Source organism: Pseudoduganella lutea (assembly GCF_004209755.1).
GTDB classification, from domain to species: Bacteria; Pseudomonadota; Gammaproteobacteria; order Burkholderiales; family Burkholderiaceae_D; genus Rugamonas; species Rugamonas lutea.
Map to the genome: position 1 here is coordinate 1,429,599 of NZ_CP035913.1, position 20,226 is coordinate 1,449,824.

Here is a 20,226-nt window from a genome sequence, read left to right on the forward strand (position 1 = left end):
CGGTGACGTTTATTGTTACTTCTTCTCGGCCGCAGCCTTGGCGACCAGTTGATCCAGCACGGCCATCGTCTGGCGGCCGGCCTGCGTTTCCGACGTGCCCGGGGCACCGGCGATCGAGGGCGACGTCATGTAGCGGCCATCCACGACCAGCGTGGGCGCAGAGCTGACCTGATACTTCGCGACCGTGCCGGCCAGTTGCTTCATCTTAGTCTGCACGCTGAAGGAATTAAAGAGCTGTTCGTAGCGTGTCTTGTCGATGCCGTTCTTGACGAGGAACTGCTTCATTTCCTCATCGCTGCGGTAGATGCGCTGGCGCTCGCCATGAATGGCGCGCAGGATCTTGCCGTGCACGGCCTCGGTCTGGCCCATCGCCTCGAGCGTCACGTAGGCATGCGCCAGCGGATCGGTCGGGCTCTGCGCGAAGTGCATCCGCTTGAACACGATGCGGTCGCCCTGCTTCTTGACCCATTCTTCCAGCAGCGGATCGAGCGAGTAGCAGTGCGGGCACGTGTACATGAAGAATTCGATGACCTCGACCTTCTTGCCCGGCGCGGTCGCGGGAACCGGCGTGCTCAGGGTCGTGTACCCCGGCCCGGCGGCGTGGGACGTACCCGCAAACGTGGCGGACAACGCCAGCGTGGCGGTGGCGGCAAGCATGAAGCGGCGCATTGGACGCATGTATCTTCCTTCCTGGTTGATTCGCATGAGATGACAAACGCCGCGAGATTACCATTTTTTGCGCCAGCGTAAGTAACGTAGTGCGAGCGCAGTATGGGCGCATCGTGAAATTAAGCTCCTTTTAAGAGGACAAAAGCGTTGCCGGACATGCATGGGTCTCGCTATAGTGGCCCCATCGTCCCCGCACAAGGATCAGCATGCGCGTCCCGCATTCCCTCATCGTGGCCGCGGCGGCGGCCGTGGTCGCGCTGGTCCAGCCGGCGCTGCTGGCCCAGGGCAGCCCGCCCGCCGCCCGCCAGGAGATTCCGTTCGCGCCGCCGCACGCCGCGGCCGTGGCCACGCCCAGTGCCGCCACGGCGTGGGGCGGCCCGCGCACGGGTACGGAGCCGACGTTGTCCAACCGGGTGGCGAACTACCGGATCGAGGCAAGGCTCGACCCGGTCCGCCACACCATCGAAGGCCGGCAACAGCTCACCTGGCGCAACCGCAGCGACCGCGCCGTGCATAGCGTCTACCTGCACCTGTACCTGAACGCGTTCCGCAACGGCGACAGCACCTTCATGACGGAGCTGCGCGCGCAGGGCCTGACCGACGGCATGGGCGAAGGCGAATGGGGTTACATCGACCTGCGCCACGTGCGCCAGGGCGCCACGGACGTGCCATGGACATTCGTGCAACCGGATGGCGGACCGCACACCGACCGCACGGTGGTGCGCCTGGACCTGCCGCAAAGCGTGGCGCCCGGCGCCAGCACCACGCTCGACATCGCCTTCTTCGACCAGTTGCCGCGCGTGACGGCGCGCACCGGCCACTTCGGCACGTTCCACCTGGTGGCGCAATGGTTCCCGAAGATCGGCGTGCTGGAACTGCCGGGCGAACGCGGTGCCACGGCGCCGCGCTGGAACGTGCACGAGTACCACACCGATTCCGAGTACTACGCCGATTTCGGCCATTACGACGTGAAGCTGACGGTGCCGAAGGGGTATACGGTGGGCGCCACGGGCGCGCTGCAGGGCAAGCCGGTGGAAAGCGGCGGCCATGTGACCCATCACTACGCGCAGGGCGACGTGCACGACTTCGCATGGACTGCGGACAACCGCACGGCGCCACCGCTGCGCGCCACGTGGACCGCGCCCGGCGGCAAACCCGTCGACATCACCGTGCTGTACCCGCCCGACTATGCGTCGAACGCGGCACCGGCGCTGGAGATGACAAAGAAATCGCTGGACTATTTCGCGGGCAAGCTGGGGCCCTACCCTTACGACACGCTCACCGTCGTGATCGCGCCGTTCAATGCCGCCCACGCGGGCAGCATGGAATACCCCACGTTCTTCACCACCGACAGCGTGCGCGATGTGTCGCCCGGCACGCGCGATCGCTACGACCTCGACTTCGTCACCGTGCATGAATTTGCGCACATGTACTTCCACGGTATTGTGGCCAGCAACGAGTTCGAGGAACCGATGCTCGACGAAGGCGTGAACGAATACTGGAACGTGCGCATGCTGGGCCAGCGGCCGGCATCGCTGCCCGTGCTGGCATCGCTGCTGAAGGGCGGCGGCGCTTTCGCGTTCGGCGGGTTTCCCGGCGAGCGCTTCGATGCGCCGCGCGAGGAACCGGCGGACCCCATTGGCGCCAACGCCTACGACCGGCTCGAAGGCGTGGGCCCTGCCTACTCGCGCACGGCCGTGATGCTGCACGACCTGCAGGCGCAGCTGGGCACGGAAGTGATGGACCGCGCGTTCAGGGAGTACTACCGGCGCTGGCAATTCCGCCACCCGAGCGCGGCGGACCTGCGTGAAACGATCGCCGAGGTCAGCGGCCAGCGCGCACTCGTCGAAAGGGTGTTCGCGCAGCAGGTGTACGCCGTGCAGAAAGTGGACGACCGCATCGCTTCGCTGACCAGCGAGGAAGTGGCGCCGCAGCCGGGCCTCGCGGCGCGAGGCGGCAAGCTGGTGGAAGTAACGCCGGCCATGCTCGCCACCGCGCCGTCCACACCGCCGCGGTACCGGACAACGGTCGTGGTGCGCCGCCGCGGCGCCGCCGTGCCGCAGGTACTGGTGGTGAAATTCGCCGATGGCGGGCGCGAAACCGTGCGGTGGAACGGCGACGCGCCATGGCGGCGTTTCGAGTGGGTCAAGGGCGTGCCGGCCGTGGCGGCCGAGCTGGACCCGGAACGCCGCCACCTGCTCGACACGAACAAGCTCGATGACACGCGCACGCTGGAGGCGGATGCGCAAGCCACGCGGCGCTGGACGATGGATTTCGCGGCCGTCTTCCAGGCCCTGCTCGCACTGGTGGCGGCAATATGAGGCGCCTGCTCGATGCTGCCCGCGCGGCGCTGCAATGGCGCCTGCTCCTTCTGTGGCTTGCCTTGCTGCTGCTGCCGGCCGTGCTGGCCTCCCTGCCTGTATGGACGCTGCTGGCGCGCGAACTCGATCATTCGGTGCACGTGGCGGCGTTGGCGCGCGCGCTCGACATGGTGGCCCTCGCCGACCTCGGCGCGGCGTTCGAGCGCGAACGGGACACGATGGCGGCCACGGGGCTGGGCGCCTTGCTCGTCACGCTGCTGCTGTCGCCGCTGCTCACCGGCGCGGCGGTGACGGCGGCGCGCGCGCCGCAGCCGCCGCGGCTGCGCGAGCTGCTTGCCGGTGCCGGCGAACAGTATCCGCGCATGGCGCGCATGCTGGCCTGGGCCGTGGTGCCGCTCGGCGCGGCCGCCCTGCTGGGAAGCTGGCTGGCGGACGCCGCGCGCCAGCATGCCGACCGCGCCATCACCTATGCCGACACGCTGCCGTGGCAGCTCGCCGCGGCCACCGCCGCCGTGGTGGTGGTGGTACTGGCGAACGTGACGGTTGATGCGGGCCGGGCCATGCTGGCCATCGACCGCCGGCGCACGGGCGCGGTCCGGGCGTGGGGCGCGGGGCTGCGCCTGCTGGCGCAACGGCCGGGCGGCGTGCTGCTGGCGTGGCTGGTACCGACCGTGGCGGGCCTGACGCTGGCCGCGCTGCTGGGATGGTGCCGGCTGCACGTGCCGGCCATCGGCCCGGTGGGCACGCTCGGCGCGCTGCTGCTGGCGCAGCTCGTCGTGCTGGTGCTGGCATGGATGCGCGTGACGCGGCTGTTCGCGCTGGTGGCGCTGGCACAGAAGCAGGAGTAGATGCGGCAGGTCCGCCACGCCTGCATTGAAAGGCGCCTGCATCGGCCACCATGTAGCGAATCCTTCGAACGTCAGTATCGATTTTTTGGCCGTTGCGGCGACAGGCAGGCCGCCGTATAGTCGTCGCGTTCAAACGATGGAGCTCGGCATGTTGCCCACCTATTTCCTGTCGCATGGCGGCGGCCCGTGGCCGTGGATGAAAACCGAATTCGGCGGCGCCTACGACGTGCTGGACGCGTCGCTGCGCGACATCGAGCGGCAGATCGGCGGCAAGCCAAAGGCCGTGCTGGTGGTGACGGCGCACTGGGAAGGCGGCGACTTCACGCTGTCCTCCGGCGCGCAACCCGACATGATCTACGACTATGGCGGGTTTCCGCCGCATACCTACGCGATCCGCTACGGCGCGCCAGGGTCGCCCGAGCTGGCGGCGCGCGCGCAGGCGCTGCTGCAGGAAGCCGGCATCGCCGCCGGGCTCGATGCGCAGCGTGGTTTCGACCATGGCACGTTCTCGGCGATGTACCCGGTGTTCCCGGAAGCGGACGTGCCGATCGTGCAACTGTCACTCAAGCGCGGGCTCGATCCCCTGGCCCACCTGGCGGCTGGCCGTGCACTGCGGCCGCTGCGCGACGAGGGCGTGCTGATCGTGGGCAGCGGGCTCAGTTACCACAACCTGCGCGCCTTCAACGGCGCCGGCGCCGCCGCGTCGCACCAGTTCGACGGCTGGCTGCGGCAGGCGATGGCATTGGCGCCGAAGGAGCGCGCCATCGCGCTGATGAACTGGGACCGTGCTCCGGCCGCCCGCGCCGCCCACCCGCGCGAAGAACACCTGCTGCCGCTGATGGTGGCACTCGGCGCCGCCGAGGACGATCCGGCCACCGTCGTCTACCATGAGGACGCCTTCATGGGCGCGCTGGCGGTGAGCAGTTTCAGGTTCGGCAACTGATCAGTTCGTGTCCACCTTGGGGTCAACCCCATTTTCGGACACGAGCTCGGCAGCTCCTCCGGCTGGGGTCGTGTCCGATTTGAGGGTTGACCCCATGGTGGACACGAGCTCAGCCGCGGAATGCTGCCGTGGAAATGGCTGCCGTTGATCAGGTGCCGCGCTTGCCCTTCATCCGCTCGGCTTCCTTCTCGGCAGCTTTCGCGGCGACGGCTTCGGCCTTGATGCGCTCCTGCTCGGCGAAGACGGCCAGCGCGGCGGCGCGGGTCTCGGGCGTTTCCAGCGAGATGCGGCCCAGCGCACCGCTGCGGTAATCCTGCAGCAGCATGTGCGACGCCTTTTCGTAGTCCCAGTCGCCGCCGCGGATGCGGAAGCCGCGCCGTTGCGCGATGCCTTCGACGACGGCGATGGCATCCATGCCCTCCAGCTTGAAGCCATAGCGGGCGGCGAGCAGTTGCGGGTAGCGCGCGAGCAGCTCGGCGGCCAGCCATTCGGCCACTTCTTCCTCGATCAGCGCGTTGGCGCCGATCGCGTGACTGGCGGCCAGCGCCAGGCCGTCGCTCGGCATTTCGATCTTCGGCCACAACAGGCCCGGTGTGTCGATGATGGCCGTGTTCATGTCGAGGTAGATCTTCTGCTGTGTCTTCGTCACCGCCGGTTCATCGCCCACCTTGGCCACGCGGCGCTTGAGCAGCGCGTTCATCAGCGTGGACTTGCCCACGTTGGGAATGCCCATGATCATCATGCGCAGCGGCTTGGTCGGCACGCCGCGGTGCGGCGCCAGCGCGCGCGCCTTGTCGATCACTTTCGCCACGTCCGACGGTTTCTTCGTCGTCATTGCATACGCGGTTACCGTCGCATCCTGCTCGAAATGGCGGATCCAGGCGTTGGTCGCGTCGGGATCGGCCAGGTCGATCTTGTTGAGCACCTTCAGGCATGGCTTCGAACGGAACTTGCGCAGCTCCTCGACCAGCGGATTGGTGCTGGCTTGCGGCAGGCGGGCATCGACGACTTCGATGACGACGTCGACGTCCGCCATCTGCTCGGCCGCCTTCTTCTTGGCGGCGTTCATGTGCCCGGGGAACCATTGGATGGCCATGCTGTTACCTTCTGAATGTCTGGAACAATCCGCTATTTTACCGGCACCGGCGCTGCTGTTACCATTTGCGTTTTGCCCGGATGTCGGCTCTTCCATGAAATTCCCGCTCTTCTTCCTTGCCTTCGTGGTGCTTTCGGCAACGGCGCAGCCCGTCGTCGAAGTCAGCAACGTGCGCGACCCGGAACTGAAAGCCTATGCGACGATGGTCAAGGGCCTGGACGCGTTCGACGCCGCGCGCGCCCATGCGCCGCAGGCGGCGCTGCGTTTCCTGCTGCGCCCCGCCGGCCAGGAGGAGAGCCTGACCGGCGCGGAACTGAAGATCGTCGGCGAAGCGGTGAACGTGCCAGTGCGGCTCGAGGCCGACGGCGGCTTCACGTTGCCGCGCAACGACGCGGCACTGCGCGAAGGTGCGGCGCTCGTGCTGAACAAGAAGAAAAATACGGTGCGCTGGCGCCCCGACGTGCGCAGCCCCGGCGTGCCGGCCGATGCGCGGCGGCTGGGCGACCTGCGCGCGCAGTGCGCGGTGCAGTGGGCGATCGAACAGGAAGACCTGGCCCCGCCGGCGCGCGCCGCGCTGTCGGCCGGTGGCGGCCCCTGCCGCGCGATGACGATGCACATGGGCTTCGACGCGCCGGCACCGTTGCGGGCGGCATGGCTGCGCGATGGCGCCCGCCGCGAACAGATTCCCGTCAACCGCCATTACCGCCGTGTGTTCAACCCACCGCTGGCGGACCGCTCATGGAGCGACGACACGCTGGTCGAATTCGCGTACGCCCGCTGACGCCGCATGAGCGCTGCCGAGGCGCGGTGCCGCGCGATCATCCGCGCCTGCCCCTGGCTGATGGAAGCCCTGGCAACCGTGCGCTCGGCATTGCCGCTGCCTGCGTGCATCGGCGCCGGCGCGATCCGCTCGGCAGTGTGGGATGCGCTGCATGGCTTGCCGCCCGAAGCGCCCGCCACCGATATCGACGTCGTGTATTTTGACGCGGGCGATCCCGGCAGCGCTCGCGATGGCATTCTGCAAGCGACGCTGCGCCAGCGTGCACCGCAATTCAACTGGGAAGTGACGAACCAGGCCGGTGTGCACCTCTGGTACGAACAGGCATTTGGACGGGTAATTGCCGCCCATGACTCACTGGAGGCAGCCATCGCGACATGGCCGGAGACCGCCACCGCGATCGCCGCGCGCCTGGCATCGAACGGTGCGATCGAGTTCGTTGCGCCGCTGGGCTTCGACGATCTGATGGACATGGTCGTCCGCTGGAATCCGGCGCTGGCCACCCGCGAGCAATACCTGCAGAGAATCACGGCCAGGGACTTCCGGCGCCGCTGGCCCAAGGTCCGCGTACTGCGGCCCTGAACCGCTCAGATCTCGGCCAGCGCCTTCACGTGGGCGACGACGCTGCGGCCCAGCGCCGACAGGTTGTAGCCGCCCTCCAGGCAACTGACTATGCGGCCGTTGGCATGCAGCTTCGCCACCTCCATCATCTGCTGCGTCAGCCACGCGTAGTCGGCCTCGACCAGGCCCATGCCGGCAAGATCGTCCTCGCGGTGCGCGTCGAAGCCGGCCGAGATGAAGAGCATCTGCGGCTTGAACGCATGCAGCGCCGGCAGCCACTGGTCTAGCACCAGCTGGCGCACCACGTCGCCCCTGGTGCCGGCCGGTACCGGCACGTTGACCCGGTTCGGCGTGACCGGCAGCGGGTCCGTGTACGGATACAGCGGATGCTGGAAGAAGCTGGCCATCAGCACGCGCGGCTCGTTCCGGAATGCCTCTTCCGTGCCGTTGCCGTGGTGGACGTCGAAATCGATGATCGCCACCCGTTCCAGGCCGCGCGCATCGAGCGCGTGGCGTGCCGCGATGGCCACGTTGTTGAACAGGCAAAAACCCATCGGCACCGATGGACGCGCATGGTGGCCGGGCGGGCGCACCGCGCAGAACGCGTTGTCGATCTCGCCATCGATGACGGCATCGGTCGCTGCCACCGCCGCGCCGGCGGCACGCAGCGCGGCCTGGTAGCTGTGGCGGTTCATCGACGTGTCGCCGTCGATCGGGTAATAGTCGTCGCCTTCGTGCGGCTGGCTCTGCACGATGGCGATGGCGTTCGGCGTGTGGTTGCGCGCGATCGCTTCCAGCCCGGCAAGCGGCGCCTCGCGGTGGTCCAGCAGGTCGTCGATGTGGGCGCTGATCAGCTGGTCCGCGATGGCTTGCAGCCGCGCGGGGCATTCGGGATGCCATTCGCCCATTTCATGGCGCTGGCAATCGGGGTGGCTGTAGATGGCGGTGGTCACGGGTCTGGCAGCTTCCTATCCTGCAGGTTTCTTCACTGCATCATTCTTACGCATCGTAATTCATGCAGGGTAGAATGGCCTGCATCAAGGGCAACTATAACAGACCATGTATACGAATTTGCATGCCGTCGCGCGCCAGGTGGGCAGCGTCATCGTTGGCAAGGACCTGCAGATCCGGCAATCGCTGGCGTGCCTGCTGGCCGGCGGTCACCTGCTGCTGGAAGACGTGCCGGGCGTTGGGAAGACCACGCTGTCGCATGCGCTGGCACTGTCGCTCGGCCTGCAGTTCAACCGCGTGCAATTCACCAGCGACCTGTTGCCGGCCGACGTGGCCGGCATTTCCGTCTACGAGCGCGAAAAGAATGGTTTCGCCTTCCACCCGGGCCCCATCTTCACGCAGGTGCTGCTGGCCGACGAAATCAACCGCGCCACACCGAAGACGCAATCGGGCCTGCTGGAAGCGATGGAGGAGCGCCAGGTCACGGCCGACGGCGTCACGCGCGCGCTGCCCGAACCCTTCTTCGTGATCGCCACGCAGAACCCCACCCACCAGATCGGCACCTTCCCGCTGCCGGAATCGCAGCTGGACCGCTTTCTCATGTGCATCACGCTGGGCTATCCCGACCCGGCCGCCGAGCGCGCGCTGCTGATGGGCGAAGACCGCCGCAGCATGCTCAAGTCGCTCGGGGCGGCGATGACGCCGGCCGAACTGGCCGCAGCGCAGCGGGGCCTGCGCGCGATCCACACGTCGGCCGCGCTGATCGACTACGTGCATGCGCTGGTGCTCGCTTCGCGCAGCAATGGCTCGTTTGCCGAAGGCCTGAGCCCGCGGGCCGCCCTGGCGCTGGTGCAGGCCGCGCGCGCGTGGGCGGCGCTGGAAGGCCGCGACCACGTGGTGCCCGAAGACGTGCAGGCGGTGCTGGTGCCCGTGTGCGCGCACCGGCTGCGGCCCATGAAGTCGAGCCAGGGCGTGGCGCTGGCCAGCCGCGAACTGGTGCTCCAGTTGCAGAAGTCGGTACCGGTCTAGCGATGCTGGAAGCGTTCTGGCGCCGCGTGTTCCGCTTCGAGCGCCGCAAGGCGCGCGATGGCGACGTGGTGTTGACGCTGCGCCGCGTGTACATCCTGCCGGCCCGCGCCGGACTCGCGTTCACCGTGCTGCTCGTGCTGATGCTGATCGGCGCCACCAACTACACGCTGGGCCTGGGTTTCGCCCTGACCTTTCTCGCCGCCGCGTGCGCGGTGGCCGACATGGTGCTCACCGTGAAGAACCTGGCCGGCCTGCGCCTGGCCGGCGGCCGCGTCGCGCCGGTCTTCGCCGGCGATACCGCGCAGTTCGGCATCCATCTGCATAACGCCGGCAATACGGACCGCTACGCGATCCGCCTTCGCTTCGGCACCGTGGGCGAGGGCCCCCCGGAACACGCGGCTGACGTGCCGGCGCGCGGCAGCGCCACCGTGGTACTCGCCATTGCGGCGCCCGAGCGGGGCTGGCTGCGCGCACCGCGCGTCCACCTGGAAACGCGCTTTCCGCTCGGCCTGTTCCGTGCATGGAGCTGGTGGCAGCCGGACCTGCGCGTGCTGGTCTATCCGCACCCGGAAACGCCGGCCCAGCCACTGCCCATGCGTGGCGCGGCCAGAGAGGAAGGTCACGGCGAAGTCGGCCTGGACAATTTCGCCGGCATCCGCAGCTACCAGCCGGGGGACCCGCTGCGCCACCTGGCGTGGCGGCAGATCGCCCGCCTGGCGCCGGAAGATGGCGGCCAGCTCGTCACCAAGCATTTCGAGGGCGGCGCCGTGGCCGAACTGGCGCTCGATTTCGCCCAACTGCCGCCGCACATGGACGTGGAAGCAAGGCTGGCGCGCATGACACGCTGGGTGCTGGATGCGGAGCAGCGCGCGCTGCCCTACTCGTTCCGCCTTGGTCACCATCGCTACGCCGCCGGCCTGGGCGATGCGCACCGGGCCGCCTGCCTGCAGGCACTGGCTTTGTACGGCCGGGAGCCGCTGCCATGAAAGCGCTCGCGCCCCTCACGCGCGACAAGCAGGACACGCTGCTGCTCGTCGCCGCGGCGCTGCTGGTGCTCGCGCCGCACTTCATGCACCTGCCATGGTGGATCACCGGCACCGTGTGCGTCACGCTGTTGTGGCGCGTGCTGCTCACGCTGCGCGGCCGGCGCCTGCCGCCGGTCTGGCTGCTGTTGCCGGTCGCGCTGATTGCCATGGGCGGCGTGTTCCAGTCGTATGGCACGCTGCTGGGCCGCGATCCCGGCGTGGCGATGCTGACGCTGCTGCTGGTGTTCAAGCTGCTCGAGATGCATGCGAAGCGCGACCTGTACGTGGTGCTGTTCCTCAGCTTCTTCCTGATGCTGACGAGTTTCTTTTATTCGCAGGGCATCCTGACCGGGCTGGCGATGGCCGCCACCCTCGTTGCGCTGCTGACCGTGCAGATCACCTACCAGTACACGGGCAGCGTGCCCACGCTGGGGCGGCGCCTGCGGCTCGCCGCGAAGATGTTTGCACTGGCCGCGCCGCTGGCCGCCGCGCTGTTCGTGCTGTTCCCCCGTTTCGAAGGACCGCTGTGGGGCATGCCGGGTGACGCGCAGGGCCCGCGCAGCGGCATCTCCGACACGATGGCGCCCGGTACGATGACGAACCTGGCCCTGTCGGAAGAGTTGGCGTTCCGCGTGCGCTTCGATGGCGCGCCGCCGGCGCAGAACCGGCTGTACTGGCGCGGCGTGGTGCTCAGCCACTACGATGGCCGCACGTGGACCCGTATCGGCGGCCGCCTGTACCGCCGCGACGGCGATGCGATGACGCTGCGCGTGAACGGCACGCCGGCACCCTATGAAGTGACGCTGGAACCGAGCGAACGCCGCTGGCTGTTCACGCTGGAGCTGACGCCACCGGCGCTCGAGGTGCCGGGTGAGCGGGTCGGCGAATCCGACGAACTGGAAAGCTTCACCGTGCGCCCGATCCACCGGCGCGTGCGCTACCGGGCCGCCGCTTACGCCGACTACGCGGTGCAGCCGGAACTCGATCCGGCCCTCACCGGCAAGTGGTTGCAACTGCCGGCCGGCTTCAATCCCAAGACGCGCGAACTGGCCCGCACCCTGCGCGGCGATGGTGCCAGCGTCGACACCGCACGCGTGGTTGCGGAAACCCTGCTGCTGCTGCGTATGAAGGGCTTCGTCTACACGCTGCAGCCGCCGCTGCTGGGGCGCGATGCCATCGATGAATTCCTGTTCGTCACCCGGCAGGGCTTTTGCGAGCACTATGCCGGCGCATTCGTGTTCCTGATGCGGGCGGCCGGCATTCCCGCCCGGGTGGTGACGGGCTACCAGGGCGGCGAACTCAACCCGGTGGACGGCTACATGACCGTGCGGCAGTCCGATGCGCATGCATGGGCCGAAGTCTGGATCAAGGGCCATGGCTGGCTGCGCGTCGATCCGACGGCCGCCGTGGCGCCGGACCGGGTGCGCCTCGGCCTTGGCGGCGCGCTGCCGCGCGAGGCGCCGTACGGGATTACCGCTTTTCGGGGAGACAAGGATTCGTGGCTTGCGCGCCTCCGTTTCCACGTAAATGCGGGAAATAATGCCTGGAATCAATGGATACTGGATTACAATCCGGAACGACAGCGGAATTTCCTTGCGGAACTGTCGGCCCGGGCTGCCGACCGCCAGACCCTTGCCGCGCTGGCCATCTTGCTGGCGCTGGCCTGGCTGTGGCGCCTGCTTCGTGCGCGGCGCCGGCGCGATCCCGTGCAGACTGCGTGGGAACGGTTCGAGCTGTTGCTGGCCCGCCATGGCATCCGGCGGGCACCGGACGAAGGGCCGCACAGCCTGGCCCCCGGGTGGCGGCGCTGGCGCTGGCGGACGAAAAAAAGGCCGCGATGGCCGAATTCCTGCAACTGTACGCGGCGCTGCGTTACCGCGCGCTCGATGACGATGAACGACACCGGTCGGTCCGCCGTCTGGTCAAACTGCTGAGCTTGTCACGATGAAATTCAAGACCCTGGTCTCCCTGCTGCTGGCGGCAACCGTTGCCGCCACAAGTCTCCTGCCCGCACCATTGCTGGCCGCACCAAGCGACACCACGCAAGCCGCCAAGGCGAAAAAAGCCAAGGCCGCACGCAAGGCAAAGAAAAAACCCGTCAAGAAGGCTGTGCCGGCGCCGGCCAGCGACTACTACACGGGGGAATTCGTCAATTTCGGCCAGTGGAAGGAAGTACAGGCCTTCATGGACGAGATGGTCGCGAAGCATGGCTTCACGCGCCCGGAACTGGAAGCGCTGCTGGGCAACGTGCGCTACCTGGATTCGGTGGTACAGCTGGTGAAGCCCGCACCACCGGGCAAGCCGAAGAACTGGACCGTGTACAGCAGCCGGTTCATCGAACCGATCCGCATTGCCGCCGGCGTGCGCTTCTGGAACGAACATGCCGACACGCTGGCGCGCGCCGAGGCGCTGTATGGCGTGCCGGCCGAGATCCTGGCCGGCGTGATCGGCGTGGAAACCATCTACGGTCGCGACACGGGGCGCTTCCGTGTCGTCGACACACTGACGACGCTGGCCTTCGCCTACCCGCTGGCGCCGAACCGCGACGCCAGGATGGCGTTCTTCCGCGGCGAACTCGAAGCCACGCTGCTGTATGCGCGGCAGACCGGTATCGATCCGCTGTCGCTGCAGGGCTCGTTCGCGGGCGCTGTGGGCCTGCCCCAGTTCATGCCCAGCAACATCCTGAAATACGCGGTCGATTTCGACGGCGACGGCCATGTCGACCTGCGCAATTCCCCCGCCGATGCTATCGGCAGCGTGGCATCGTTCCTGGTCGGCCACGGCTGGAAGCGCGACCAGCCGGGGCCGATCGTGTTCCCGGCCACCGTGTCGCCGGCACGCGAGTGGGAGCGTTTTGCCGATGGCAGCCTGGAGGCGAAATTTTCGCCGGAAGACTTGACAGGGGCCGGTGTCGTCCCGACATCGACCTTACCGCCCGGCATGCTCTATGGCTTGGTGGATTTGCAAAACGGTTCAGAGCCAACACAATACTGGGTGGCGTCGAATAATTTCTACACGATCACGCAGTACAACCGCAGCTATTTCTATGCGATGTCCGTGGTGGAACTGGGCCGCGCCGTGAGCCTCGCCCGCCCTTGACGGGCCGTTGCATGGTGTAAAGATGGGTAATTCGGCTTGATGAGCTGGTTGCCCGAATGTAACGTATTACGAATATGCCTGCATTCACTGTTGCTTTGGTAGCAGCATTGATGATAAGTTTTATATTATGCTTAAAATTGTACGATTGACAAAGCCCCGCTCGCTGATTGGCTTTTAACTATCACACGAACTACGGTAGAATTCTCACCAATTGTTGCAATGCGACAACGGCGTCATCAAACAGTAATATTTTTTTATTGCTCTTGAGTATTAGATTGCCGGATGTTGTACAATTGTGTATATATTATGAAACTTGTTATCCCGGAATCGTGTGTCGATCGTTCCTCCGCGAAGAAGAACTTAGCATGAACTCCGAGTGATTCACTTTGCAGGACAAACTTTACAGAAGGAACAGACGCATCATGACAAACCAAGTCGGCATTGATATGAACAACGATTCGGACGGCGATGATCTGCTGCAGTACAACCCGAACCGTCTGCTGGACACGCTGATCGAAAACCTGCGCCTGAAAAACGACGCTGCGTTGTCCCGCGCACTCGAGGTCGCACCGCCGGTCATCAGCAAAATCCGTCACCACCGCCTGCCGGTCGGTGCTTCCCTGCTGATCCGCATGCACGAGGTGAGCGATCTGTCGATCCGCGACCTGCGTTACCTGATGGGCGACCGCCGCAACAAGTTCCGCATCAGCGACAAGCAGTTCAAGCCGAAAGAAGGCGAAACGCCGGCGGCAAACAACTCGAACAACGGCAATAGCTGATTGTAAAAAAGCCGGGGCAACCCGGCTTTTTTCATGGGCCGGCGCGATGCCGGCCATGTTGGCCGTCAGGCCGGGAAGACCCCGGTCGACAGGTAGCGGTCGCCCCGGTCGCAGACGATGAACACGATCGTTGCGTTCTCGACCGTTTGCGAGACGCGCAGCGCGATCTCGCAGGCGCCTGCCGCGGAAATGCCGCAGAAGATGCCCTCTTCCGCCGCCAGGCGGCGCGCCATGCGCTCGGCCGCGGCCTGCGACACGGATTCCACCTGGTCCACGCGGGCCTTGTCGAAGATCTTCGGCAGGTACGCTTCCGGCCATTTGCGGATGCCCGGGATCGACGAGCCGTCTTCCGGCTGGGCGCCGATGATGCGCACGCCCGGATTCTGTTCCTTCAGGTATTGCGACACGCCCATGATCGTGCCGGTCGTGCCCATGGCCGAGACGAAGTGCGTGACCCGGCCTTCGGTGTCGCGCCAGATTTCCGGCCCCGTCGATTCGTAATGCGCGCGGGGATTGTCGCCGTTGGCGAACTGGTCGAGGATGATGCCCTTGCCGTCGCGCTGCATCTGCTCGGCCAGGTCGCGGGCATATTCCATGCCGCCCGTCTTCGGCGTCAGCATGATCTGCGCGCCGTACGCGGCCATGCTCTGGCGGCGTTCCTCGGACAGGTTTTCCGGCATCAGCAGGATCATCTTGTAGCCGCGGATCGCCGCCGCCATCGCCAGTGCGATGCCGGTATTGCCGCTGGTGGCTTCGATCAGCGTATCGCCCGGCTTGATGTCGCCGCGCTCTTCGGCCCGGCGCAACATCGACATCGCCGCACGGTCTTTCACCGAACCGGCCGGGTTGTCGCCTTCCAGCTTGCCCAGGATGATGTTGTTGCGCGCCGCCGCTTCCGCGCCCGGCAGGCGCACCAGCTGGACCAGCGGCGTGTTGCCGATCGTGTCGGCAATAGTTTTGTATGCCATGCGTTAGCTTCTTATCTTCACCAAAACAGCCATTCTAGCCCGGTTGACGTCCGGCCGCTCGCCACCGCCCCCGGTTGGCGACGATGGCGGGTGGCGCAGGCGGTGGTGGGTTCAGCGGCGGGCCTTGCCGTCGCTGTCGAACAGGTGCCAGGACTGGGGGGCGGCGCCGATGGTGGCGCTCTGGCCGGGGTGCCACGTGCTGTTGCTGTCGGCGCGGGCGACGAGCGCTTCGCCGGAACTTTCCGTTTGCAGGTAGACGAAGCTGAAGTCGCCGAGCAGTTCCACGTTCTGCACCACGGCGACGAGGCTATCGCCGCCACCCTCGCCATCGCCCAGCACCACGTGTTCGGAACGCAGTCCCAGCGTGACGGGTGCCCCGGCGGCAAGGCCGGCGGCGGTCGGCAGCGCGATCGTGCCGCCGGCGGCCAACGTGACGGCGCCGTTGCCGTCGGCCGCGCCGCGCAGGAAGTTCATCGCCGGCGATCCCATGAAACCGGCGACGAACAGGTTGTCGGGCCGGTTGTACAGGTCGAGCGGCGCGCCCACCTGTTCGACCTTCCCGCCGCGCAGCACGACGATGCGGTCGGCCAGCGTCATCGCCTCGACCTGGTCGTGCGTCACGTAGACCATCGTGCTTTTCAGGGCACGGTGCAGGTTCTTCAGTTCGATGCGCATCTGCACGCGCAGCGACGCGTCCAGGTTCGACAGCGGTTCGTCGAACAGGAACACTTCAGGGTGACGCACGATGGCGCGGCCGATCGCCACGCGCTGCCGCTGGCCGCCGGACAATTCCTTCGGCTTGCGCTCGAGCAGCGCCTCGATGCGCAGGCTGGCGGCGGCGGCCAGCACCTTGTCGCGGATCGTGGCCGCCGGCGTGCCGGCCAGCTTCAGCGCAAACGCCATGTTGTCGTACACCGTCATGTGCGGATACAGCGCATAGCTCTGGAACACCATCGCGATGCCGCGCTGCGCCGGCGGCACGTTCGTCATGTCGCGGCCACCGATCGCGATCGTGCCTTCATCCGGCTCCTCCAGCCCGCAGATCGTGCGCAGCAGGGTCGACTTGCCGCAGCCGGACGGCCCGACGAAAACGATGAATTCACCATCGCCGATATCGAGGTCGATCCCGTGCAGGATCGTGGTTTCCGCGAAACGCTTGCGCACGCCGCGTATCTTCAGGTCCGCCATGTTCTACGCTCCTCCCAGCAGGATGTCGACGCCGTGCGGGCCGCCGTCTTTCACCAGCGGAATGCGAGCAACGCCGTCGACGATATTCAACGGTAATCCGTCCAGCGTAACATCGATCACCTTCGCCGCGGTCCCGTTTGGATTGCGCACCGCGATGTCGTACGAACCGCCGTCCGGCAGCGCGTAGTGCACGTGGAATTCCGGCCAGTCGTCGGGAATGCGCGGTGCGACCACCAGCGTGTCGCCGTTCTCGATCGTGCAGCCCAGCACGGATTCGAGGCCGACCCGGAACATCCACCCGGCCGATCCCGTGTACCAGGTCCAGCCGCCGCGGCCCACGTGCGGCGCGGCGCCGTAGACGTCCGCCGCCACCACGTAGGGCTCCACCTGGTAGACATCCGCCGCTGCCCTGTCGAGCGCATGACTGACGGGCGACAGCATGCGCAGCAGCCGCGCGGCGCGCCCGCGCCGCCCTGCCTCGGCCAGCGCCCGCACGGCCCAGCAGGCGGCGTGCGTGTACTGGCCGCCGTTCTCGCGGACACCCGCGACATAGCCCTTGATGTAGCCGGGATCGTGCGGCGTATCGACGAACGGCGGCGTGAGCAGCCGGATCAGCTTGTCGTCCTCGGCCACGAGCCGGGCCTCCATCGCATCGAGCGCCTGCCGCGCGCGGTCGGGCGGTGCCGCTTCCGAGATCACCGCCCAGGCCTGCGCCAGCGCATCGATGCGGCACTCGTCGCTCTCCTTCGAGCCCAGCGGCGTGCCGTCGTCATAGTAGGCGCGGCGATACCACTCGCCATCCCAGCCCGCTTCGTTGACGGCCCGCGCCAGGTGCGCCAGGTGGTCGGCATAGGCCCTCACCCGCGCGGTGTCGCGCCGCTGTTCGCAGAACGGGATGAAGTCACGCAGGATGCGCACCAGGAAAAAACCCATCCACACGCTTTCGCCTTTGCCCTCGCGGCCCACGCGGTTCATGCCGTCGTTCCAGTCGCCGGTTCCCATGAGCGGCAGGCCGTGCGCGCCCTGCGCCAGCGAGCGGTCCAGCGCGCGGCAGCAGTGTTCGTAGATGTCCGCTTCGGTGCCCGCGGGCGTTGGGGACAAGTAGGCTTCGTCCTCGCCGTCTTCCAGCTGGCGCGCGGTGAGGAACGGCGCCACCGCGTCCAGCACGTCCAGGTCGCCGGTCGTCTTCACGTAGAACGCGGTGATGTAGGGCAGCCAGCACAGGTCATCCGAGAAACGCGTGCGCAAGCCCTGCTCCATCGGCGCCGGATGCCACCAGTGCAGCACGTCGCCTTCCTCGAACTGGTGCGCAGCATGCAGGAGAATCTGCGCCTGCGCCAGGTCGGGCCGGGTGTAGACCAGCGCGGAGGCATCCTGCAACTGGTCGCGGAAGCCGAATGCCCCGCCGGACTGGTAGAACGCCGAGCGACCCCAGATCCGGCACGCCAGGTTCTGGTACATGAGCCAGCCGTTCATCATCACGTCCAGTTCCTTCACCGGCGTATCGATGCGTACCGCGCCCAGCGTGCGGCGCCAGAAATCGGCCACCTCCTCCAGCGCGGCCTGAACGGCCCCCGGCGCCCGGTAGCGCCGCACCAGTTCCAGGGCCATGTCGCGCGCCCCCATGTCGCGACCCTGTGTTTCACCCAGCAGGAAGACGCAGCTGACGGTCTCGCCAGGCGCCAGGTCGTGGACGGCCTGGAACGCGGCGCATGGATCGAGGCCGCTGCCGGTCGCATGGTCGAGTGCCGGCACGGCCAGCCCCGCGGGCCGGCTGGTCGTGCCATGCCGGCCAAGGAAAGCGGCGCGGTCGGCCGTGAAATGGGTCACCTGCGCGCCGGGCGCCACGATGGCCGCGAACGTGAGCCCGTCGGCAAATACGCCAGCCTGCGCATTCGTGGCCAGCAGGACCCCAGTAGCCGCATCGTGTTCGGTGACGACATGGCCGCTGCTGTCGGCCGGCGTGCCGCCCAGCACGAGGTGCTGGCACGAATACAGCGACACGCGCCGCGGCCGCGCATCGCCGTTGGTGACCGTCAGCCGCACGATCTTCACCGGGTCGTGGCGCGGTACGAAGACCAGCGTTTCCTGCCGCAGGCCATGGCTGGCATGGTCGAAGCGGCTGTAGCCGAAACCGTGCGCCGCCTCGTAGGGGGCGGCGGCCGGCACCGGGCCGGGCAGCGGCGACCAGAATTCGCCGGTATCCTCGTCGCGCACGTAGAGCGCTTCGCCGTGCGGATCGGCCACCGGATCGTTGTGCCACGGCGTCAGCCGGTGGACGCGGCTGTTGCGGCTCCATGTGTTACCGGCGCCGCCCTCGCTGACCAGGCAGCCGAAGCGTTCGTTCGAAAGCACGTTGGTCCATGCCAGCGGCGGGCGTTGCAATCCGTGAGCATGGCGGTCCCAGTCCATGCGGATCACATATTCGTCGCCGGCGGCGTTGAAGCCGCCGTAGCCATTGAAGAACTGCAGTGCCGGCCGTTGTTCGATCTCAGGCCGGACCGGCACATGCTCCGGGGCGGGTACCGACACGCGGTGCTGTGGCGGCACCGATGCGTGGCCATCGGGGTGCGATAGCGCGGGCAGCTTGCCACGCACGACGAGGTGGGCGGTGCGCTCGAACCGGGCCAGGTGATCCGCCTTGAAATCGGCCGTGCGCCGTACCAGCAAGCCCTGCTCGACGGCGGTACCGTTGCCGTATTCGTCCATCACGAGCATGTTCAGGTTCAGGCCCTTGGCCTGCCAGAGGCGCCGCGCGGAAAGCAGCGCCTGCAGCATCAGGTCGTCCGGGCCGGCGGTGTGCACGACGGCCAGCTGGCCCTCCGGCAGCCCGTACTGCGCCGTACTGGACGGTGCGGCATCGGCAGGTGCAGCCTCTCCCCTTTCGCCCGCTTCCCGCGCCCGCGCCGCCGACTGGCCATACAGCACGGCGGCGGCAAGCTGGTGGTAATACTCGGCCTGCGCGGCCGGCAAACCGACCTGCCCCAGCAACGCCGTTTCCCGCAGTTGCGCATCGCCGAGGATCGCCGGCACGTTCATGCCCGGCAGGGCCGCCGCGAGCGCCAGCGCCTCGGCGCGGGTGGGCGCGGTACCGAGCATGAACACGAGCCGGGCCTGTTCGCCGACGCCCAGCGCCAGCGTGCGGCGCTGGGCCATCGCCGGGTCCAGCACGTTACCGACGGTACCGGACAGCGCTTCCTGGTCGAGTCCCCGCGGATGCCACGGCCCCCGGCCACGGCCCAGGAAGCGCGCCCGGTCCGTCTCGAACTGTGGCTCGCTGCCGCCCAGCGCGGCATTCACCATCCACAGGCCCGGCTCGTTGGCGCCGCGCGGCCGCCGGTGCGCCAGCAAGGCGCCCGTTGCCGCATCGTGTTCGGTCTGCACGAACAGCTTGGAAAATGCCGGGTGCGCCGCTTCGTCGGCCTGCCGGGCCAGTACCACCTCCAGGTAGCCGGTCAGTTCGATCAGCCGCGAACGGCCGGACAGGTTCGTGACGACGATGGCGCGCAATTCCACGTCCCGGTCCGGGTGCACCACCACTTCCATGCGGGCGAGAATGCCGTGGGCCGATACTTCCAGCCACATGCTGGCCAGTCCGGCGCCGGCGGCGCGTTGCAGGTCGGGATCCTGCCCCGCGCATGGCTGGGCGCCGATCGACCACAGGTCGTGGGTTTCGGCGTCGCGCAGGTAGAAGTACCAGCCGTCGGCATCGGCCACGCGGTCGCCGTGCCAGCGCGTCAGCGCGATGTCGCCGGCGCGCGTGAAGCCGCTGCCCGATTCCGTTATCAGCGTGGTCAGGCGGCCGTTCGACAGCAGCCGAGAATTAGGCTGTAACTGCGTCGGCTGTAACTGCGCAGGCTGTAACTGCGTCGGCTGTAACCGCGTTGGCGGCTGCTCCGCATCCGCGCCGGTACCGGCGTTCATCGTGGTCGATGCAGGGGTTGTCATGATGTTCCCTCGCTTCCCTTGGT

16 protein-coding genes are annotated in these 20,226 nt (G+C 67.3%); 10 read left to right on the forward strand and 6 right to left on the reverse strand.

Translation table 11 applies throughout. The annotated features are described in order from the left end of the window. Positions 1-15: 15 nt before the first annotated feature. Entirely contained in the window at positions 16-678 is a 663-nt protein-coding gene (locus EWM63_RS06020) for a thiol:disulfide interchange protein DsbA/DsbL (protein WP_229487754.1), read from the reverse strand. 197 nt (positions 679-875) lie between these two features. Between EWM63_RS06020 and EWM63_RS06025 the strand changes: the two genes are divergently transcribed. The 3 genes from EWM63_RS06025 to EWM63_RS06035 all read left to right on the forward strand — a co-directional run bounded on the left by EWM63_RS06025 (position 876) and on the right by EWM63_RS06035 (position 4,781). After that, on the forward strand, positions 876-2,990 hold the full coding sequence (locus EWM63_RS06025) for a M1 family metallopeptidase (protein WP_130185716.1): 2,115 nt from the start codon (positions 876-878) through the stop codon (positions 2,988-2,990). Continuing rightward, complete coding sequence (locus EWM63_RS06030) at positions 2,987-3,838, forward strand: hypothetical protein (RefSeq protein WP_130185717.1); 852 nt, start codon at positions 2,987-2,989, stop codon at positions 3,836-3,838. Before EWM63_RS06025 ends, EWM63_RS06030 begins: the two co-directional genes overlap by 4 nt. 148 nt (positions 3,839-3,986) lie before the next feature. Continuing rightward, complete coding sequence (locus EWM63_RS06035; RefSeq protein WP_229487755.1) at positions 3,987-4,781, forward strand: DODA-type extradiol aromatic ring-opening family dioxygenase; 795 nt, start codon at positions 3,987-3,989, stop codon at positions 4,779-4,781. A 148-nt stretch (positions 4,782-4,929) separates the two neighbouring features. Here EWM63_RS06035 and ylqF read toward each other — a convergent pair whose 3' ends face one another. Then, complete coding sequence (gene ylqF / locus EWM63_RS06040; protein ID WP_130185719.1) at positions 4,930-5,877, reverse strand: ribosome biogenesis GTPase YlqF; 948 nt, start codon at positions 5,875-5,877, stop codon at positions 4,930-4,932. A gap of 94 nt (positions 5,878-5,971) precedes the next feature. Between ylqF and EWM63_RS06045 the strand changes: the two genes are divergently transcribed. Together EWM63_RS06045 and EWM63_RS06050 are read left to right on the forward strand one after the other, a co-directional pair. Next, complete coding sequence (locus EWM63_RS06045) at positions 5,972-6,658, forward strand: hypothetical protein (RefSeq protein WP_130185720.1); 687 nt, start codon at positions 5,972-5,974, stop codon at positions 6,656-6,658. A 6-nt stretch (positions 6,659-6,664) separates the two neighbouring features. Further along, positions 6,665-7,237, forward strand: a complete 573-nt coding sequence (locus tag EWM63_RS06050) for a nucleotidyltransferase family protein (RefSeq protein ID WP_130185721.1) — start codon at positions 6,665-6,667, stop codon at positions 7,235-7,237. A 5-nt stretch (positions 7,238-7,242) separates the two neighbouring features. On the opposite strand, the gene EWM63_RS06055 is transcribed toward EWM63_RS06050, so the two are convergent. Next, positions 7,243-8,169: a histone deacetylase family protein gene (locus EWM63_RS06055; protein WP_130185722.1), complete on the reverse strand. Its 927-nt coding sequence runs from the start codon at positions 8,167-8,169 to the stop codon at positions 7,243-7,245. A 106-nt stretch (positions 8,170-8,275) separates the two neighbouring features. On the opposite strand from EWM63_RS06055, the gene EWM63_RS06060 reads away from it, so the two are divergent. From EWM63_RS06060 to EWM63_RS06080, 5 genes are all read left to right on the forward strand, one after another. Beyond that, complete coding sequence (locus EWM63_RS06060; RefSeq protein ID WP_130185723.1) at positions 8,276-9,196, forward strand: AAA family ATPase; 921 nt, start codon at positions 8,276-8,278, stop codon at positions 9,194-9,196. Between the two features lie 2 nt (positions 9,197-9,198). Further along, positions 9,199-10,182, forward strand: a complete 984-nt coding sequence (locus tag EWM63_RS06065) for a DUF58 domain-containing protein (protein WP_130185724.1) — start codon at positions 9,199-9,201, stop codon at positions 10,180-10,182. Continuing rightward, positions 10,179-12,155, forward strand: a complete 1,977-nt coding sequence (locus tag EWM63_RS06070) for a transglutaminase TgpA family protein (RefSeq protein ID WP_130185725.1) — start codon at positions 10,179-10,181, stop codon at positions 12,153-12,155. Before EWM63_RS06065 ends, EWM63_RS06070 begins: the two co-directional genes overlap by 4 nt. Positions 12,156-12,165: 10 nt before the next feature. After that, positions 12,166-13,320, forward strand: coding sequence for a lytic murein transglycosylase B (gene mltB / locus EWM63_RS06075; RefSeq protein ID WP_130185726.1), 1,155 nt, complete (start codon positions 12,166-12,168; stop codon positions 13,318-13,320). 422 nt (positions 13,321-13,742) lie between these two features. Beyond that, the gene (locus EWM63_RS06080) at positions 13,743-14,099 is read left to right on the forward strand and encodes a hypothetical protein (RefSeq protein WP_130185727.1); all 357 of its coding nucleotides are present in this window, start codon (positions 13,743-13,745) and stop codon (positions 14,097-14,099) included. Positions 14,100-14,164: 65 nt separating this feature from the next. Here the strand turns inward: EWM63_RS06080 and cysM are convergent, their stop codons facing one another. From cysM to EWM63_RS06095, 3 genes are all read right to left on the reverse strand, one after another. After that, a complete protein-coding gene (gene cysM / locus EWM63_RS06085; protein ID WP_130185728.1) occupies positions 14,165-15,067 on the reverse strand; it encodes a cysteine synthase CysM in 903 nt (300 codons plus the stop codon). Positions 15,068-15,178: 111 nt separating this feature from the next. Next, positions 15,179-16,255 carry an ABC transporter ATP-binding protein gene (locus tag EWM63_RS06090; RefSeq protein ID WP_130185729.1) on the reverse strand — a complete coding sequence of 359 codons (1,077 nt, stop codon included), beginning with the start codon at positions 16,253-16,255 and terminating at the stop codon, positions 15,179-15,181. Between the two features lie 3 nt (positions 16,256-16,258). Further along, on the reverse strand, positions 16,259-20,203 hold the full coding sequence (locus EWM63_RS06095) for a GH36-type glycosyl hydrolase domain-containing protein (RefSeq protein WP_207221251.1): 3,945 nt from the start codon (positions 20,201-20,203) through the stop codon (positions 16,259-16,261). Positions 20,204-20,226 lie beyond the last annotated feature (23 nt).

Excerpts from the sequence above, each read along its gene's own strand:
- EWM63_RS06030 (WP_130185717.1), top strand. The coding sequence starts at position 2,987 with ATGAGGCGCCTGCTCGATGCTGCCCGCGCGGCGCTGCAATGGCGCCTG.
- EWM63_RS06020 (WP_229487754.1), bottom strand. The coding sequence starts at position 678 with ATGCGTCCAATGCGCCGCTTCATGCTTGCCGCCACCGCCACGCTGGCG.
- EWM63_RS06095 (WP_207221251.1), bottom strand. The coding sequence starts at position 20,203 with ATGACAACCCCTGCATCGACCACGATGAACGCCGGTACCGGCGCGGAT.
- EWM63_RS06050 (WP_130185721.1), top strand. The coding sequence starts at position 6,665 with ATGAGCGCTGCCGAGGCGCGGTGCCGCGCGATCATCCGCGCCTGCCCC.
- cysM (WP_130185728.1), bottom strand. The coding sequence starts at position 15,067 with ATGGCATACAAAACTATTGCCGACACGATCGGCAACACGCCGCTGGTC.
- EWM63_RS06090 (WP_130185729.1), bottom strand. The coding sequence starts at position 16,255 with ATGGCGGACCTGAAGATACGCGGCGTGCGCAAGCGTTTCGCGGAAACC.
- EWM63_RS06070 (WP_130185725.1), top strand. The coding sequence starts at position 10,179 with ATGAAAGCGCTCGCGCCCCTCACGCGCGACAAGCAGGACACGCTGCTG.
- EWM63_RS06060 (WP_130185723.1), top strand. The coding sequence starts at position 8,276 with ATGTATACGAATTTGCATGCCGTCGCGCGCCAGGTGGGCAGCGTCATC.
- EWM63_RS06025 (WP_130185716.1), top strand. The coding sequence starts at position 876 with ATGCGCGTCCCGCATTCCCTCATCGTGGCCGCGGCGGCGGCCGTGGTC.
- EWM63_RS06080 (WP_130185727.1), top strand. The coding sequence starts at position 13,743 with ATGACAAACCAAGTCGGCATTGATATGAACAACGATTCGGACGGCGAT.
- ylqF (WP_130185719.1), bottom strand. The coding sequence starts at position 5,877 with ATGGCCATCCAATGGTTCCCCGGGCACATGAACGCCGCCAAGAAGAAG.
- EWM63_RS06065 (WP_130185724.1), top strand. The coding sequence starts at position 9,199 with ATGCTGGAAGCGTTCTGGCGCCGCGTGTTCCGCTTCGAGCGCCGCAAG.
- EWM63_RS06035 (WP_229487755.1), top strand. The coding sequence starts at position 3,987 with ATGTTGCCCACCTATTTCCTGTCGCATGGCGGCGGCCCGTGGCCGTGG.
- mltB (WP_130185726.1), top strand. The coding sequence starts at position 12,166 with ATGAAATTCAAGACCCTGGTCTCCCTGCTGCTGGCGGCAACCGTTGCC.
- EWM63_RS06045 (WP_130185720.1), top strand. The coding sequence starts at position 5,972 with ATGAAATTCCCGCTCTTCTTCCTTGCCTTCGTGGTGCTTTCGGCAACG.